Annotated in this window: 13 protein-coding genes; 8 read left to right on the top strand and 5 right to left on the bottom strand. The window is 54.6% G+C overall.

Annotated features, from left to right (window positions below; translation table 11 throughout):
- The 3 genes from ACLL9E_RS07390 to ACLL9E_RS07380 form a co-directional block, all read left to right on the top strand.
- On the top strand, window positions 1–2,380 hold a 2,380-nt coding region (locus ACLL9E_RS07390; RefSeq protein ID WP_411291098.1), incomplete at its 5' end, for a GcvT family protein.
- Entirely contained in the window at window positions 2,377–3,630 is a 1,254-nt protein-coding gene (locus ACLL9E_RS07385; protein ID WP_411291097.1) for an aromatic ring-hydroxylating oxygenase subunit alpha, read from the top strand. The genes ACLL9E_RS07390 and ACLL9E_RS07385, both read left to right, overlap by 4 nt.
- Complete coding sequence (locus tag ACLL9E_RS07380) at window positions 3,627–4,697, top strand: alcohol dehydrogenase family protein (protein ID WP_411291096.1); 1,071 nt, start codon at window positions 3,627–3,629, stop codon at window positions 4,695–4,697. Before ACLL9E_RS07385 ends, ACLL9E_RS07380 begins: the two co-directional genes overlap by 4 nt.
- Here the strand turns inward: ACLL9E_RS07380 and ACLL9E_RS07375 are convergent.
- Both ACLL9E_RS07375 and ACLL9E_RS07370 read right to left on the bottom strand, forming a co-directional pair.
- Window positions 4,694–6,010 carry an aspartate aminotransferase family protein gene (locus tag ACLL9E_RS07375; protein WP_411291095.1) on the bottom strand — a complete coding sequence of 439 codons (1,317 nt, stop codon included), beginning with the start codon at window positions 6,008–6,010 and terminating at the stop codon, window positions 4,694–4,696. The two genes, ACLL9E_RS07380 and ACLL9E_RS07375, sit on opposite strands and share 4 nt — an antisense overlap.
- 118 nt (window positions 6,011–6,128) lie before the next feature.
- A complete protein-coding gene (locus ACLL9E_RS07370) occupies window positions 6,129–6,611 on the bottom strand; it encodes an Lrp/AsnC family transcriptional regulator (RefSeq protein WP_411291094.1) in 483 nt (160 codons plus the stop codon).
- Window positions 6,612–6,738: 127 nt separating this feature from the next.
- Here ACLL9E_RS07370 and ACLL9E_RS07365 point away from each other — a divergent pair, with 127 nt between their 5' ends.
- Both ACLL9E_RS07365 and ACLL9E_RS07360 read left to right on the top strand, forming a co-directional pair.
- The gene (locus tag ACLL9E_RS07365) at window positions 6,739–9,078 is read left to right on the top strand and encodes a transketolase (protein WP_411291093.1); all 2,340 of its coding nucleotides are present in this window, start codon (window positions 6,739–6,741) and stop codon (window positions 9,076–9,078) included.
- 343 nt (window positions 9,079–9,421) lie between these two features.
- A complete protein-coding gene (locus tag ACLL9E_RS07360) occupies window positions 9,422–10,777 on the top strand; it encodes an L-serine ammonia-lyase (RefSeq protein WP_411291092.1) in 1,356 nt (451 codons plus the stop codon).
- A gap of 3 nt (window positions 10,778–10,780) precedes the next feature.
- On the opposite strand, the gene ACLL9E_RS07355 is transcribed toward ACLL9E_RS07360, so the two are convergent.
- The 3 genes from ACLL9E_RS07355 to ACLL9E_RS07345 form a co-directional block, all read right to left on the bottom strand.
- Window positions 10,781–11,503 (bottom strand): SDR family oxidoreductase, encoded by a 723-nt coding sequence (locus ACLL9E_RS07355; protein ID WP_411291091.1) that lies wholly within the window; start codon window positions 11,501–11,503, stop codon window positions 10,781–10,783.
- 42 nt (window positions 11,504–11,545) lie between these two features.
- Entirely contained in the window at window positions 11,546–12,529 is a 984-nt protein-coding gene (locus tag ACLL9E_RS07350; protein ID WP_411291090.1) for a quinone oxidoreductase family protein, read from the bottom strand.
- A 365-nt stretch (window positions 12,530–12,894) separates the two neighbouring features.
- Window positions 12,895–14,190 carry an MFS transporter gene (locus tag ACLL9E_RS07345; RefSeq protein ID WP_411291089.1) on the bottom strand — a complete coding sequence of 432 codons (1,296 nt, stop codon included), beginning with the start codon at window positions 14,188–14,190 and terminating at the stop codon, window positions 12,895–12,897.
- Between the two features lie 129 nt (window positions 14,191–14,319).
- On the opposite strand from ACLL9E_RS07345, the gene pgsA reads away from it, so the two are divergent.
- From pgsA to ACLL9E_RS07330, 3 genes are read left to right on the top strand one after another with little or no spacing between them, the layout of a single operon-like run.
- On the top strand, window positions 14,320–14,892 hold the full coding sequence (gene pgsA, locus ACLL9E_RS07340) for a CDP-diacylglycerol--glycerol-3-phosphate 3-phosphatidyltransferase (protein WP_411291088.1): 573 nt from the start codon (window positions 14,320–14,322) through the stop codon (window positions 14,890–14,892).
- Window positions 14,893–14,896: 4 nt separating this feature from the next.
- Window positions 14,897–15,148, top strand: a complete 252-nt coding sequence (moaD, locus tag ACLL9E_RS07335) for a molybdopterin converting factor subunit 1 (RefSeq protein ID WP_411291087.1) — start codon at window positions 14,897–14,899, stop codon at window positions 15,146–15,148.
- On the top strand, window positions 15,145–15,585 hold the full coding sequence (locus ACLL9E_RS07330) for a molybdenum cofactor biosynthesis protein MoaE (protein ID WP_411291086.1): 441 nt from the start codon (window positions 15,145–15,147) through the stop codon (window positions 15,583–15,585). The genes moaD and ACLL9E_RS07330 overlap by 4 nt, the downstream gene beginning before the upstream one ends.
- Window position 15,586 lies beyond the last annotated feature (1 nt).

Raw genomic sequence — 15,586 nt, 5'->3', positions numbered from 1 at the left:
TGCCTATCATCTGACCAAGATTGGTTGGGACGATGTGGTGTTGCTTGAACGCAAGCAGTTGACCAGCGGAACGACGTGGCATGCGGCTGGGCTGGTGGGGCAATTGCGCCCTTCGATAAACATGACCAAGCTGGCGAAATATACAGGCGAGTTGTATCGTGGGCTTGAGGCAGAGACCGGCCAGGCCACCGGATATCGTCAGTGTGGTTCCATTTCGATGGCAACCAATCACGAGCGGTTTGAGGAGTTAAAGCGCAGCGCCTCGATGGCGAAGGTGTTCGACCTACCGGTTCATGTGGTCACGCCGGAAGAAATCAAAAACCTCGCAAATATCGTCAATGTCGATGACGTTGTCGGCGGCATTCACATTCCGAGTGATGGCTATGCCAATGCGGTAGACATCACGCAGGCACTGGCCAAGGGCGCGCGTGCGGGCGGTGCAAAAATATTTGAAAATACCAAGGTCACGAAAATCCGCCACAATAGCGACCGCGTTACTGGGGTTGATACTGCGGACGGTATGATTGATGCCGATTATGTCGTGATATGCGGTGGCATGTGGACACGCGACTTGGCGGCCAGCGTTGGCGTGGCTGCCCCATTGCATGCTTGCGAGCATTATTATGTGCTGTTTGAAGGGGTGGAGGGGATCGACAACACGCTCCCCGTCCTGCGCGATTATGATTATTGCGGATATTATAAATATGACGCGGGCAAGCTGTTGGTCGGCGCGTTTGAACCTAATGCACGGCCATGGGGCATGGACGGGATTTCCGAAGATTTCTGCTTTGACGAAATCGCGGGCAGCTTTGAACATTTTGAACCGTTGTTGCTTGATGCGATGCGCCGTGTTCCTGCGCTTGAAAAGGCTGGTATCCAGAAATTCTTCTGCGGTCCGGAAAGCTTCACGCCCGATGTGCGTTATCATCTCGGTGAAAGCGCTGAATTACAGGGCTGTTTTGTAGCTGCTGGACTGAACTCCATCGGCCTGCAATCAGCAGGCGGCGTAGGCAAGGTTATGGCGGACTGGATACGCGATGGCATCCCACCGGCAGACCTTTGGACAGTCGATATCCGCCGGAACATGCCGTTTCAGATTAACCGGAAATATCTTCGGGAACGCGTTACAGAGAGCCTTGGGCTGCTGTACGCAACACATTATCCGTTCAAGCAATATGAAACCGCACGCGGTGTCCGGCGGTCCGCCATCCACGACCGGCTCGTCGCGGCAGGCGCATGTCATGGCGAGGCTTATGGCTGGGAACGGCCAAACTGGTATGACGAACCCGGCACGGTGCCAAAATATGAATATAGCTATGGCCGCCAGAACTGGTTTGAAGCCAACGCCGCGGAATGCAAAGCCGTGCGTGAGGCGGTTGGCCTGTTTGACCAAAGTTCATTCGCCAAATTCCGGCTTGAAGGCCGTGACGCCATGGCTGTTCTCAACCGTGTCTGTGCAAATGACGTTGATGTCGCGCCGGGCAAGCTCGTCTACACGCAGTGGTTGAATAAAAAAGGCGGGATTGAGGCGGACCTTACCGTCACACGTCTATCGGAAACCGCCTATTTGATCGTCACAGGGGCCGAGACCGAGATCAAGGATTTCAATTGGCTCAAACGCCACACCCCTGATGACGCGCATGCAGTCCTTACTAACGTGTCGTCTGGCATGGGCGTTATTTCAATCATGGGACCAAATTCCCGCGATTTGCTTCAATCGATTTGCCCCAATGATTTGTCGCATGAAGCGTTTCCGTTTGCGACATCGCAGGAGATCGAACTTGGCTATGCCGTCGTTCGCGCATCGCGGATCACCTACGTCGGTGAATTGGGTTGGGAATTATATGTTCCGACCGAATTTATGACTGGCGTATATGACGAGATTGTCGCAGCAGGCGCGTCCTTTGGCCTGAAACATTGCGGCTATCATGCGCTCAACGCGCTTCGCATGGAAAAGGCCTATCGGCACTGGGGCCATGACATTACCGACGAAGACACGCCGCTGGAGGCTGGCCTTGGCTTTGCGGTTAAAATGGACAAAATTGGCGGGTTCATTGGGCAGGAGGTTTTGCTAGCGCAAAAGCAAGCTGGCCTGAAGCAGCGCCTTGTGCAATTTCTGTTAAAGTCACCTGAACCCATGCTCTATCATAACGAACCCATTTGGCAGGGTGACCGGATTGCTGGATATATCCGCTCGGGCATGTACGCCCACACACTCGGAGGCGCTTGCGGGCTCGGCTACGTCGATGCCGCAGATGGAGGCGTGGTCGGACCCATTGGGCCTGATGATTATGAGATCGAGATTGCGGGTGTTCGGTATCCAGCGACGGCTTCCCTCAAACCACTTTATGACCCTTCAAACGCGCGGATAAAAATATGATGACCGAAACATCAAATGCAATCATGCAACAGCTCGCGGCAAAGACGCAGGTAGGGTACAGCTTTGATCAGGAGTTTTACACGAGCGATGCAGTGTTCAAGGCTGATTTTGACCAAGTCATCAGCCAGAAATGGCTGCTGGCGGGCCATGTGTCACGCATTCCCAACAAGGGCGATTATTTCCTGTTTCGCGTTGGCAATGAACAAATAATCGTCATCCGCGAAAATGCAGATAGCGTACGCGCTTTTTTCAACGTCTGCCGCCATCGTGGATCGATCATTTGCCAGTCGGAAAGTGGCAACGCGCCCCGCTTGGTCTGCCCCTATCACGCCTGGACTTTCGGTCTTGACGGACGTCTGATTTCAGCGCGGCTGATGCCCGAAGATTTCAACAAAGCAGAAAACAGCCTGTTCGCCTGCCATATCCGCGTGTTCCATGGCCTTATCTTCATCAATATGAGCGAGGATGAGCCAGTAGATTTCGACGCGACCTTCGGCGATATGGGCGCAATCCTGGACTATCATGGTTTCGCTGACGCGCGTATTGCTCATGCAGGCAGCTACCCGACGACTGCAAACTGGAAGCTGGTGGTAGAGAATTTCTTTGAATGCTATCATTGCGTACCTTCACATCCTGAATTTTGCTCAATGCATGCGTCGGAATCGATTGTAGCGGTCGGCGCTGGGCCAAGTTCTGGACCAGTTGATGCGATCGCCAGCTTCGCGCCTAAGTTACAGGCATGGGAAAAAAGCGCGGCCGCCGCGGGCCGGCCGGTCGGTACTATCGATGATGAACCCCAAAGCAGTCACTTGCGGCTGCTGATGCAACGAATGAACAAGGACGGATGGGCGTCGGAAACGCAAGATGGTTCTGCGCCCGCGCCACTCATGGGCAAGCGGATTAAAGCAGATGGCGGACGGATGCACTTAAGCTTCAGTCCATTCAGCCAGATTGTTGCAGACGACCATTTCGCAATCCTGTTCCAGTTCACGCCGCGTGGCGCATTGGGAACTGATGTCGAGATGATCTGGCTGGTTGATGGCCGCGCTACTGAGGCCGAGGTCGATATTGAAAAGATGATCTGGGGCTATCATGCGACAACCACGCAGGACAAAGTCATAACGGAAAATAATCAGGCAGGCATTATGTCGAGCCGTTATCGACCTGGCCGATATTCCGAACAAGAAGGCAGCGTGCTCAACTTCCAGAAATGGTATCTCAACCAGTTCGGGCTGGAACGCGCCGAATGACGATAGCCGCCAATATGCGCGCGGTTCTGCTGACCGGCCATGGCGGCTATGACAAGCTCGAATGTCGGGATGACGTGCCTGTGCCAACACCGGGGCCGAACGATGTCTTGATCCGCGTTGCGGCGGCGGGGGTCAATAATACCGACATCAACACACGCATCGGTTGGTATTCCAAATCCGTAGCAGAGGCCACGGACGTCGGCGCAGCATCGGGGATAGAAGGCGCTGGTGATGACGGCTGGTCAGGCGCGGCCTTTCAATTTCCGCGCATTCAAGGTGCTGATGCCTGCGGGCATGTTGTGGCCGTGGGCGATGATGTCGATCCAGCACGCATCGGTGAGCGGGTATTGGTTGAGCCAGTCTTTCGCGGCGCGAGCCACTTCGACATTGTCTATTTCGGTTCCGAGGTCGATGGCGGCTTTGCCGATTACAGTTGCGTCCCGTCCATGCACGCGCATTGCGTAAATTCCATTCTTTCCGACATTGAATTGGCGAGTTTCCCCTGTGCTTATGGCACCGCCGAGAATATCCTGACGCGGATTAATTTGCAGGCAGGCGAGCGCGTGTTGATCACTGGAGCATCGGGCGGCGTTGGTTCTGCAGCGGTGCAACTCGCAAAGCGGCGCGGCGCAGAAGTGACGGCGATGGCAGCCAATGCAAAGACCGAAATCGTTCGGTCGCTTGGCGCTTCCCAAGTTGTGCCGCGCGATGCCAATTTAACCGCCTTGTTTGGGCAAGAGTATTTCGATGCCGTTGTCGATATTGTTGGAGGAACGCAGTTCAGCTCTATTTTGAACGTCCTAAAACGTGGCGGCCGCTACGGCGTTTCAGGTGCGATATCCGGGCCAATTGTCGATCTTGATCTCCGGACGCTCTACCTTAAGGATTTGCGCCTGATCGGTTGCACCGTGTTGGAACATGAAGTGTTCGGAAATCTTGTCTCATACATTGAACGCGGCGAAATTAAGCCGGTGATTGCCGCGACCTACGACCTGTCCGATATCGTCATGGCCCAGGAAGCGTTTTTGACCAAGCAGCATGTAGGCAAGATCGTCTTGTCGCTCTAGTCGACGGTCTCGATCAGTTCGCCGATGCGTCCGACAATTTCGTCGATGTGCGTTTTTTGCAGAATTAGCGGCGGCGATAGCGCAATGATGTCCCCCGTCGCGCGCACCAGAACGCCATGGTCAAAGCATTTATGGAACAATTGCATGCCGCGCTTGCCAACGCCGCCGGCATGTGGCGCAAGCTCGATCGCCGCGACGATACCCATGTTCCGGATGTCGATGACATGGCGTTTGCCTTTAAGGCTGTGGACAGCATCTTGCCAATAGCCGTGGAGCGAGCTTGCATGCTCAAATATTCCTTCCGATTTGTAAAGATCGAGCGTTGCAATGCCTGCTGCTGCCGCCAGCGGATGACCCGAATAGGTATAACCATGAAACAATTCGATGCCATCGGGTCCGCCTTCGACAACGCCGTCATGGATATGGCGGCTAACGGCGACGGCGCCCATGGGCACTGCAGCGTTTGTAAGGCCCTTTGCCATCGTAATGACATCGGGCGTCACGCCCAGGGTTTCTGATGCTGTTGTACCGCCTACTCGGCCAAAAGCAGTTATAACCTCGTCAAAGATTAGCACGATGCCATTCTTGCGCGTAATCTCGCGCAATTTTTCGAGATAGCCGACAGGCGGCACCAACACGCCTGTTGAACCCGCCATTGGTTCGACAATAACAGCGGCGATGGTCTCTGCGCCATGCAGCGCGATGATAGCCTCCAGATTATCCGCCCGGTGCGCGCCCCACTCGGGTCGGCCCATTGTGAAGGCGTTATGTTCGAGATCATGGGTATGCGGCAGGTGGTCGACACCTGTTAACAAGGTGCCAAACTGACGCCGGTTATTCAGGATGCCACCAACCGAAATACCACCAAAACCAACGCCATTATAACCGCGTTCTCGCCCAATCAATCGCGTACGCGTGCCTTGGCCAATTGCACGTTGATATGCGAGCGCGATTTTCAGTGCTGTATCGACTGACTCCGAACCCGAATTGGTAAAAAAGATGCGGTCCAGTCCTGCGGGCATCAGCGATGCGAGGCGCGATGCCAGTTCAAACGCCAGCGGGTGCCCCAATTGGAAAGGTGGGGCATAATCTAGCTCTTCGGCGCATTTCTGGATCGCTTGTACGATGGGTGCGCGGCAATGACCTGCGTTCACTGCCCATAAGCCTGCGGTGCCATCGAGGATCTGCCGTCCGTCATCGCTGGTATAGTGCATGTCTTTGGCAGACTTTAGTTGGCGCGGAGTCGCCTTGAATGCCCGGTTTGCCGTGAACGGCATCCAAAACGCAGCGAGGGGGTCATTTTCCAGATTCATCACGTCACTCCACCAACGGGTCGTGAACGCTTATGCGACCGAACTGCCGTCATTCTCGATTGAAAAGATTGTTGTGTCCGGAAAATTTATATGGACCGTACGTCCCAACACGGACCGGTCAGATCTCGAGATCCAAAGCGGGAACCGACGTTTTGTAGATGACGGGGCGAAGCGCAAAGCTTGTGGTGACATTGGCAACGCCCTTCACACGAGTAAGCCGATGGCGGAGAAAGTCCTCAAATTGCGTCAAGGACGCCACCAATATCCGCAGCTGGTAATCCGCCTCACCTGTCATCAGGTAACACTCCATAACTTCAGGGAAGCTGGCGACGGCGGTTTCAAAATCCTCCAGATGACGATCATCCTGCTGGTCGAGGCGCACTCGGACAAATGCTGTGACCGATAAGCCCATTTTATCAGGATCGACCAAGGCGACATAGCGCGCGATTGTGCCATCGGCCTCTAACTGACGGACACGGCGCAAACAGGGGCTGGGTGACAGCCCCACCCGTTCTGATAATTCCTGATTGGACATTCGGCCATCCGACTGAAGACAATCCATAATCTTACGGTCAATCGCATCAACTGTATTTTTTGGCATATTATATAACTCAATGAACAAATTTCAGCATAACCTGTCTAAAAAGTCGCATAAACGATCATCTTACGCAAGGACATGCTGAGGCGTGCGGGGTAAAGTCGAGCTTTATTGTGAGCGGATACGAACCATGGCCAACATTGTCGCGGACAAGCGAGATGAGAAAATTGCAACGATCGAAACGCTCGATACCCGCTTACGCTGGCTGTCGTCGTGGATCGTCCACAACGCCAACCACGTTAGGCACAAGCGCGATGGGATGAAGGTTGGTGGGCACCAGGCAAGCTGTGCTTCGATGACGGCGATTATGGCAGCACTCTACTTTCACGCGCTTCGCCCGCAGGATAAGGTTTCGGTGAAGCCACATGCCGGTCCAGTGCTTCAAGCCATCCATTATCTTCTCGGCAATCAGTCGCTGGAGCAATTGCAGCAGTTTCGTGCACTTGGCGGCGCGCAAAGCTACCCATCGCGGACGAAGGATAAAATTCCGGTGGATTTCTCCACTGGTTCGGTCGGTCTGGGCGTTGCGATCACCGCGTTTTCGAGTCTTGTTCAGGATTATTTGATCGCGCACGGATCGATAGACGAGGCCGATGCAGGGCGGATGATATCGTTGATGGGCGATGCTGAACTTGACGAAGGCAATATCTATGAATGCCTGATTGAAGGGTACAAGCACGACATTCGTAATTGCTGGTGGGTGGTCGACTACAACCGGCAATCGCTCGACAGCACGACAGCTGATCGCATGTTCCGGCGCTTTGACGATATTTTCGAGACCACTGGGTGGCGCGTCATCACTTTAAAGCACGGCAAGCTGCAGCGCGCTGCCTTTGGACGACCCGGCGGAAAGTCGCTTGAGGACTGGATCGAAAATTGCCCCAATGCCGAATTTGCCGTTCTCACCTATCAAGGTGGTGGGGCCTGGCGGGCGCGCTTAACCTCTGACATTGGCGGCAAACCGCATGTGCAAAAACTGCTGGATAGTTTTGATGACGATGGTCTCGCGGCGCTGATGACCAATTTGGGTGGGCATTGCATTGAATCGTTGATGGATGCCTTTGACAGTGCAGACGATGAACGACCAACTCTGTTCATTGCCTATACGGTCAAGGGTTATGGCTTGCCGCTGGCGGGACATAAAGACAATCATTCCGGAATGATGAACCCTGCCCAAATTGATCAGCTTCGCATGACGATGGGCATTGAGACGGGCAAGGAATGGGAACCATTTGCTGGCCTCGGTGGTAACATGGCCGCCAGGCTTAAAAATTTCATTGGGGATAGCGTACTTGCCGCAAAACCGGCGGAGGCGGTGTCGCAATATGTACCTGTGCCCGCCCGCCTGGCAGTTCCATCGGGTGATGTACAATCGACGCAGGCGGCATTTGGCCATGTCCTTCTCGATCTCGCCAAATCGTCGGAAGAACTGGCTGACCGCATCGTGACCACAGCCCCTGACGTGACGCAGACAACCAACCTTGGCGGCTTTGTGAACCAGCGTGGGTTGTTTCGCCGCTCCGACGTGGCCGACATATTTCGTGAGGCAAAGATTCCGTCTGCCCAGAAATGGGCGGCACATGCAGCGGGGCAGCATATCGAACTCGGGATTGCTGAAAATAATTTCTTCTTATTGCTGACGTCGCTTGGCCTTTCTGCGCAGCATTTTGGTACCCGTCTCATTCCCGTCGGCACGGTTTATGATCCCTTCATCGCCCGCGGCCTCGATGCGCTAAATTATGGGTGCTATTCAGATTCGCGTTTCCTGTTGGTCGGGACGCCTTCAGGGTTGACTCTGGGACCAGAGGGCGGCGCGCACCAGTCGATTAACACGCCGCTGATTGGCATGGGGCAGCCGAGTCTTGCGTATTTTGAGCCTGCTTATGCCGACGAGGTTGCTTTGTTTATGCGGTGGGCATTTGATTATCTGCAAAAGCCGGAGGGAAGCTCTGTCTATCTGCGGCTGAGTACGCGCCAGGTCGCGCAAGTGGAACGCAACAATTCCGATTGGGAGGCCGATGCCCTGAAAGGCGGATATTGGTTGCGCCGACCAGCAGCAGGGTCTGAGGCGGCCATTATATTTACTGGGGCCATCGCACCCGAAGTGTTGGCGGCGTACGAACAAATGCTGGATGATATTCCCGGATTAGGCGTCCTGAACGTGACATCGCCCGATGTGCTGCATCGAGATTGGTCCGCTAGCAAGGCCGCGCGCTGGACCGATAGGAACGCGCAACCGAGTCATGTGGAGGATCTATTATCCGTTTTGGCACGTGATGCTGGCGTTGTGACTGTGATTGATGGCTCGCCCGGCGCGCTGTCGTGGCTGGGCGGAGTGCGCGGCATGCGGGTAAGTCCACTTGGCACAGATCGTTTCGGTCAGACTGGTGATTTGCCTGATCTGTACGCGGAGTACCGGCTCGATTCTGCCGCGATTATTGATGCGATGGCCGAGCTTTTTCTTCATTAGGAAAATTACGCGCTTTGTATTTCAAGACTTTCCCTGGCGGCACCGATGGCACAGATTTCACGTTTTAATGTGGATGCCAGTGAACTTTCAGCTGCTTGACGATTGGACGCCCCTTAAAATACGGCATCAAACACCCGCCCGGTAACAGATACCTCTCCAGCGATATTTTCCAGTGATTTGAGTGCCAATCCTGGTGCCGTGGGGGTACCACCACAACTTTCCAACATCGATGGATTGCTGTGTCTGGCGCGCAGCACGTTTTATTAAACCGCCAGTCTATTAGTTTCATCTGCAACTAAAATGGTTGTGCAAATGCGCGGCGCTGTTAATGCCGTAGCGTCAAATGTCACAGACCTTCAGCATCACTGATTTGTTTACAATAGGTATAGGGCCTTCAAGCTCACATACCGTAGGGCCAATGCGTGCTGCGCGCGACTTTGCCGAACGGGCGCTGATCCGGCCTGATGTCGGCCAGATCATATGCGAACTATTCGGCTCGCTTGCGTTGACCGGGCATGGCCATGCGACGGATACGGCCATATTGCTAGGCCTGTCGGGCCATAGCCCGGAAGGGGTAAACCCCGACGAAATCGCGAGTATCGTTCAGACCATCCGCACCGCCGACCGCCTGACGCTTGCAGGCAAAGTCGATATCAGCTTTGTCGAAAGCCAGCATCTGCATTTTCGCAAAGGCGAATTCCTGCCCGGTCATGCCAATGCGATGCGTTTCACGGCGGCATATGGTGACGGTCCTGAATATGCCGAGACATATTTCTCGATCGGCGGCGGCGCGATCAAGCGCGAAAACGCTGACACCCCACGCGTCAATTTTGTCCTCCCACATCCCTTTAGGTCCGGTGCCGAGTTGCTTGCGCTTGGCGATGCTACGGGCATGACGTTTGGTGCAATGGTTGAAGCCAATGAAACAGCGTGGCGCAGCGAGGCTGAAACTCAAGCTTTTATCGATGATGTTCGGGTGGCGATGTTGGATTGCGTCAAACGCGGCATAGCCAAGGATGGCATCTTGCCGGGCGGCCTGAATGTGAAGCGGCGTGCCAAATGCCTGCACGAGCGGCTGGTCGAACGCGGCCCGCGAAGCGACCCGTCGACGGTGTTCGAATGGGTGAGCCTTTGGGCTTTGGCGGTAAATGAGGAAAATGCAGCCGGCGGCCGCGTGGTTACTGCACCAACCAATGGCGCCGCCGGTGTCATCCCGGCTGTCCTTAAATATTACGAGATTTTTACTGCCAACCCGACGCCGGAAGGCAGCCGGTTGTTGTTGACGACGGCTACTGCAATTGGTTTTCTCTACAAGACCAATGCGTCGATTTCCGCGGCAGAAATGGGCTGTCAGGGTGAAGTGGGCGTTGCCTGTTCGATGGCAGCTGCCGGGCTTGCGGCGGCGCTTGGCGGCAGCAATGCACAAGTTGAAAATGCAGCCGAGATCGGCATGGAGCATAATTTGGGCCTCACCTGCGACCCTATTGGCGGCCTTGTGCAAATCCCGTGCATCGAACGAAACACAATGGGCGCAATCAAGGCCATTAATGCCGCCTATCTCGCACTTCAGGGTGATGGGGCGCATATCGTCAGCCTTGACGCCGTGATCGAGACGATGCGTCAGACAGGCGAGGATATGCGTTCCAAATATAAGGAAACCAGCCTTGGCGGTCTTGCCGTCAATGTTGTCGAATGCTGACGCCTAATATTTGATCATGATCCGCCGGGCGAGGGCAGGCGATATCGAATAAGCCAGCCGAAGTAGCTTTACCATGCCGACATTGGCTTCAGCGGAGTTTGTCATGATCGCATCGACAATTTCTGCTGCGCATTCCTTGGCAGACATTTTGCGCCCATTGACGCGGCCGCGCGTCATCGCGGTGTCGACCACGGGAGGCAGCGCCTCAATCACATGGATATTCGTATCGCGCAAATTGTGGCGCAACGACTGCGTAAAGCTGCGCAGGCCAGCCTTGGTCGCGCAATAGACAGGGCCGCCGGCGCGCGGCGCAATCGCAAGGCCTGATGTGACATTTATAACCACCCCTTCGGGTCGTTGAAGCAAACCGGGCAGGAAATGCCCGATCAGATGCATTGGCGCATTGAGGTTTAGAAAAACGGCGCGATCGGTGAGGGCAAGGTCAAGCGGCTCGCCCGGGCCGAAATTGCCACTCATCCCTGCGTTGTTGATGAGCATGTCTATTGGCCGGTCAGCAAATGCCGCGGCAAGCTCTTCGCACCCTTTTGCGGTCGACAGGTCAGCCTGAATAGCCTCAAGCCCTTCTAAACGCGCCGACGCCAGCAAATTCTCCCTGCGGCTGCAGACAATCACGTGCGCACCCTTTGCCAGCAACTGGCGCGCGATTTCGAGACCAATGCCGTCCGTTCCCCCTGTGACCAATGCGGTCTTGCCATTTATGTCCATAAAGCCCCCTGTGTGGATCGTAGACATCTAGCGTGTTATGCGTCACACGCCAGATGGAAATAGCACGGATGAACCGATGGTTTTACGTGCCTCAAGATCGCAATGAGCCACTGCGGCATCCTCAAGGGCATAACGCTGGCCAATAGTCATTTCGACGATGCCCTGCCGGAAAACGTCGAAGACATATTCCGCGCCCGCCGTGCGTTCGGCGGCGTTGTGGTAATAGTCAAACAAAGTAGGCCGCGAGACATAGATCGAGCCTTTTTGCGCCAATAGACCAAGATTAACGCCGCTGACAGGGCCACTGGCATTGCCGTAGCTTACAATAAGGCCCCGGCGTGCCGTGGCGTCCAACGATGTTTCCCATGTGTCCAGACCAACGCCATCAAAGGTGACCTCAACGCCCTTGCCGCTGGTTAATTCGCGGACCTGTGCTGCGACATCCTCTTTGCCATAAATGATGACATGATCGGCGCCCGCCGCCCGCGCGAGTGCAGCTTTGTCATCGGTGCTAACGGTGCCAATAACGCGCGCGCCGACATGCTTGAGCCATTGAATAAGTAACAAGCCAACGCCGCCGGCAGCGGCGTGGACAAGCACGTCCCATTGCGGCTGGACCTTCGCGCAGCGTTCGACGAGAAACTCAGTGGTGCAACCTTTCAGTAGACCAGCGGCTGCCACCTCGTCGGTGATGTCATCCGGTACGAGAAATAAGCTGTTGGCTGGAATGTTTCGGGCAGTGGAATATGCGCCAATGATTGGGCCAAAGGTCGCGACCCTGTCACCGACTCGCCAATCAGTCACGCCTTCCCCAACGGCTTCAATCACGCCAGCAGCCTCCATGCCAAGCCCTGAGGGCAGGGGCATGGGGTAAAGTCCCGAACGGTGATATGTATCGATGTAATTGAGCCCGACCGCCATATTGCGCATCCGCACGTGACCGGGACGTGGCTCTGGCAATTGCACGTCTTCCCACATTATGACTTCGGGACCGCCTGTCTTGTGGATTACTGCCGCTCGTTCCATGCTTTGCGTCTCCTGCTCGGTTGCAGATAGCGTAACAGACACAGCGCATTACTGCCAACCTGTCCGCCAAAATATGGTTAATAATGTATGAACAACTGTCGCAAAACGGGACGGTCGCAACGCATGGCAAATATGTGCGTTTTTTGCATGGCCATTATGCCTAACAAAACGTTAACACTACATGATGATGACAAGACGATTGGTCCAATATAACGAAGCCGCGCGTCACCCATTGCGCCGCTCGCTCCCGCCACTTAATCTGGGTCAGGCAATCGCTGCCCCGCGACCGAAATCCTGGTGGCGCAAGGAAGACACGCATTTGTTCATGTTGAGCTTCGCAGCTTTTTTTGTGGCGATCACCAGCTTTATTGCGTGACCTGAAGCGCGGCAACGTCACATGCTTTGTGCAGCCGCCAGGCTATCCATGCTGACACAAGGCATGCAGCCGCAATCATGAACAATGTATCGGCAATGCTGACACCGGCACTCACCAGCAAGCTGTAGATAATCGCGCCGATCACCATTGCACCTGAATTTACGATATTGTTTGCAGCGATCGTGCGCGCTGTTTGTGACTTTGCAACCGTGGTCGTCAAAAACGCGTATAGCGGGACGACAAACATTCCGCCCGCAATCGCGATACCTAAAAGATCAATGATCATCCGTTCGCCATAACCAAGCTTTAGGAACGTCAACCAGTTCATAAGCTCAGGACCAACAGGGCCCCAATGGCTTACGGTCCACCAGAGATCGAGAACAAAAATTCCCATCACGATGACCGACGCCGGCGCGTATTTGGCCGAAACCGTACCCTTGAGCAGGCGGTTGATGGCGATCGACCCAATCGCGATGCCAATTGAAAAGAAAGCGGTAAACAATGTCGCGACAGTGTTGTCGCCGCCAATCGCATTTTTGACCATCGGCGGGAAAATGGACCCCAATACCGCACCGATGCCCCAGAAAAAGCTGATCGCCATAATCGCCATGAACAAATGTGGGATATGCATCGTATCGCGGACCAGGCGCCAACTGCTGCGGACAATGTTCCAGTCCATTTTAGCAGTCGGTGCATCACTTTCCGGCGGGGCAAGTGGCACTGACTGGGCCGTTACGCGACCAATAATGGCCACAATGACAATACACACACCGGCAATTTTTCCAGGGATAATGCCGCCAGCGATCGTTCCTCCCAAGATAGCGAGATAGGTACCAGCCTCCACAAGGCCAGTGCCGCCTAGAACTTCATCTTTTTCGAGATGCTGCGGCAAAATGGCGTATTTAATCGGCCCGAAAAAGGTCGAATGTACGCCCATCGCAAACAATGCAGCCAACATGAGCGGGATATTATGCAGATAGATACCTGCGGCACCGAATAACATTATGAAGATTTCCGCAGACTTCACCATGCGGATCACTTTGGTCTTTTCAATGCTGTCTGCCAGCTGCCCAGCCAGCGCGGAGAACAGGAAAAATGGCAAGATGAATAACGCGCCGGCAATGGCATTAAAATTCGCCTCTTGCGTGGGGTCTGAATAAATCTCGTAGGTGACCAAAATCACCATCGCCATTTTGTAGAAATTGTCGTTGAAAGCATTGAGAAACTGCGTGACAAACAGCGGTAGAAACCTGCGCTTGTTCATCAAGGACATTGTGGTGGCCATATCTTTAACGGTTTCCCATGCGAACGATTTTGGTGCCTTAGCCGCCCGCATGAGGCATGGCAAAGCGCATTTCCAAAGATGGTTAAATAGCTACGTGATTTTACGCACACAAATCGCTATCGCCATTTGATGCTAAGCCTGCCCAACATTTTGACGTTATCGCGAATTTTCGCTGTCCCCATTTTGGTCTTTCTGTTGTGGCCGGGCAGTAAACCGGTAAGCGTTCAACCGGTCCCGCTCGATTATGCGCTGGCCTTTGTGCTGTACTGCCTGATGGCGATCACCGATTATTTCGACGGCTATCTGGCGCGGGCACAAGGTACTGTCTCTAAACTTGGCATATTTCTCGACCCCATTGCCGATAAAATCATGGTAGCAGCGGTCATCGTGATGCTGGTTTTTACGCGTGATGTGGACGGATGGCATGTGATAGCGGCGCTCATCATATTGCTGCGTGAGATGATTGTGTCGGGTCTGCGCGAATTTCTCGCTGGGCTTCAGATTTCAGTTCCCGTGTCCAAACTGGCGAAGTGGAAGACGACATTTCAGCTGGTCTCCTTAGGTGGCGTCATATTGGCCGGAACGCTGCCCGATTGGATGTTGCTCAAGCAGGCCGCTCTGGCGTTGTTATGGATTGCGGCTGTGCTGACGATGATCACAGGTTGGGATTATCTGCGCGTCGGCATAAAGCATATGGATTGACCGTGTGATCCTAGTTTATTTTGCCAGCGTGCGCGAAGCGGTCGGCATGTCATCCGAGCGACGCGACGTGCCAGAGCATGTGCGCACCGTAGGAGAGCTTGTAAGCTGGCTGGCAACCCAGTCAGACATTCACGCCAACGCTTTGGGCGATCCGGTCCGTCTGCGATTTGCACTGGACCAGAATATGGTTGGAGCGGGGACTTTGCTCGGCGACGCAAAAGAGTTCGCGATATTCCCACCGGTGACTGGCGGATGAAGCTGGTTCGAATTAGCCACGAGGCGATCCAATGGGAACTGGAGTTGTCTGGGCTCGCTGGACTTGGCGGCGGCGCTATATCCAGTTTTACAGGTATAGTCCGCAACGATGGTGGGGTGAAAGCCATTGAACTCGAACATTATCCCGGGATGACTGAAGCATGTCTGATGAGCCTCATAGACGACGCTACAGCACGATGGTCGCTGCTTGGCTGTGTCATTACCCACCGTGTAGGTATGGTGCCTGTAGGCGGTCAGGTGGTCGTAATTGGGGCAGCTTCGCTCCATAGAGCAGAGGCATTGGAGGCAACCGCGTTTTTAATTGACCGGCTCAAGACAGAGGCACCGTTTTGGAAGCGCGAACATTATGCCAATGGCACCGCCAAATGGGTACAAGCGAAACTGACCGACGACGCCCGTTCCGCGCGCTGGACCTAAT

The organism is Sphingorhabdus sp., from assembly GCF_046596595.1.
Classification (GTDB): domain Bacteria; phylum Pseudomonadota; class Alphaproteobacteria; order Sphingomonadales; family Sphingomonadaceae; genus Sphingorhabdus_B.
The sequence above is the reverse complement of the archived record's forward strand: the minus strand, read 5'-3'. Positions and strand labels throughout refer to the sequence as shown.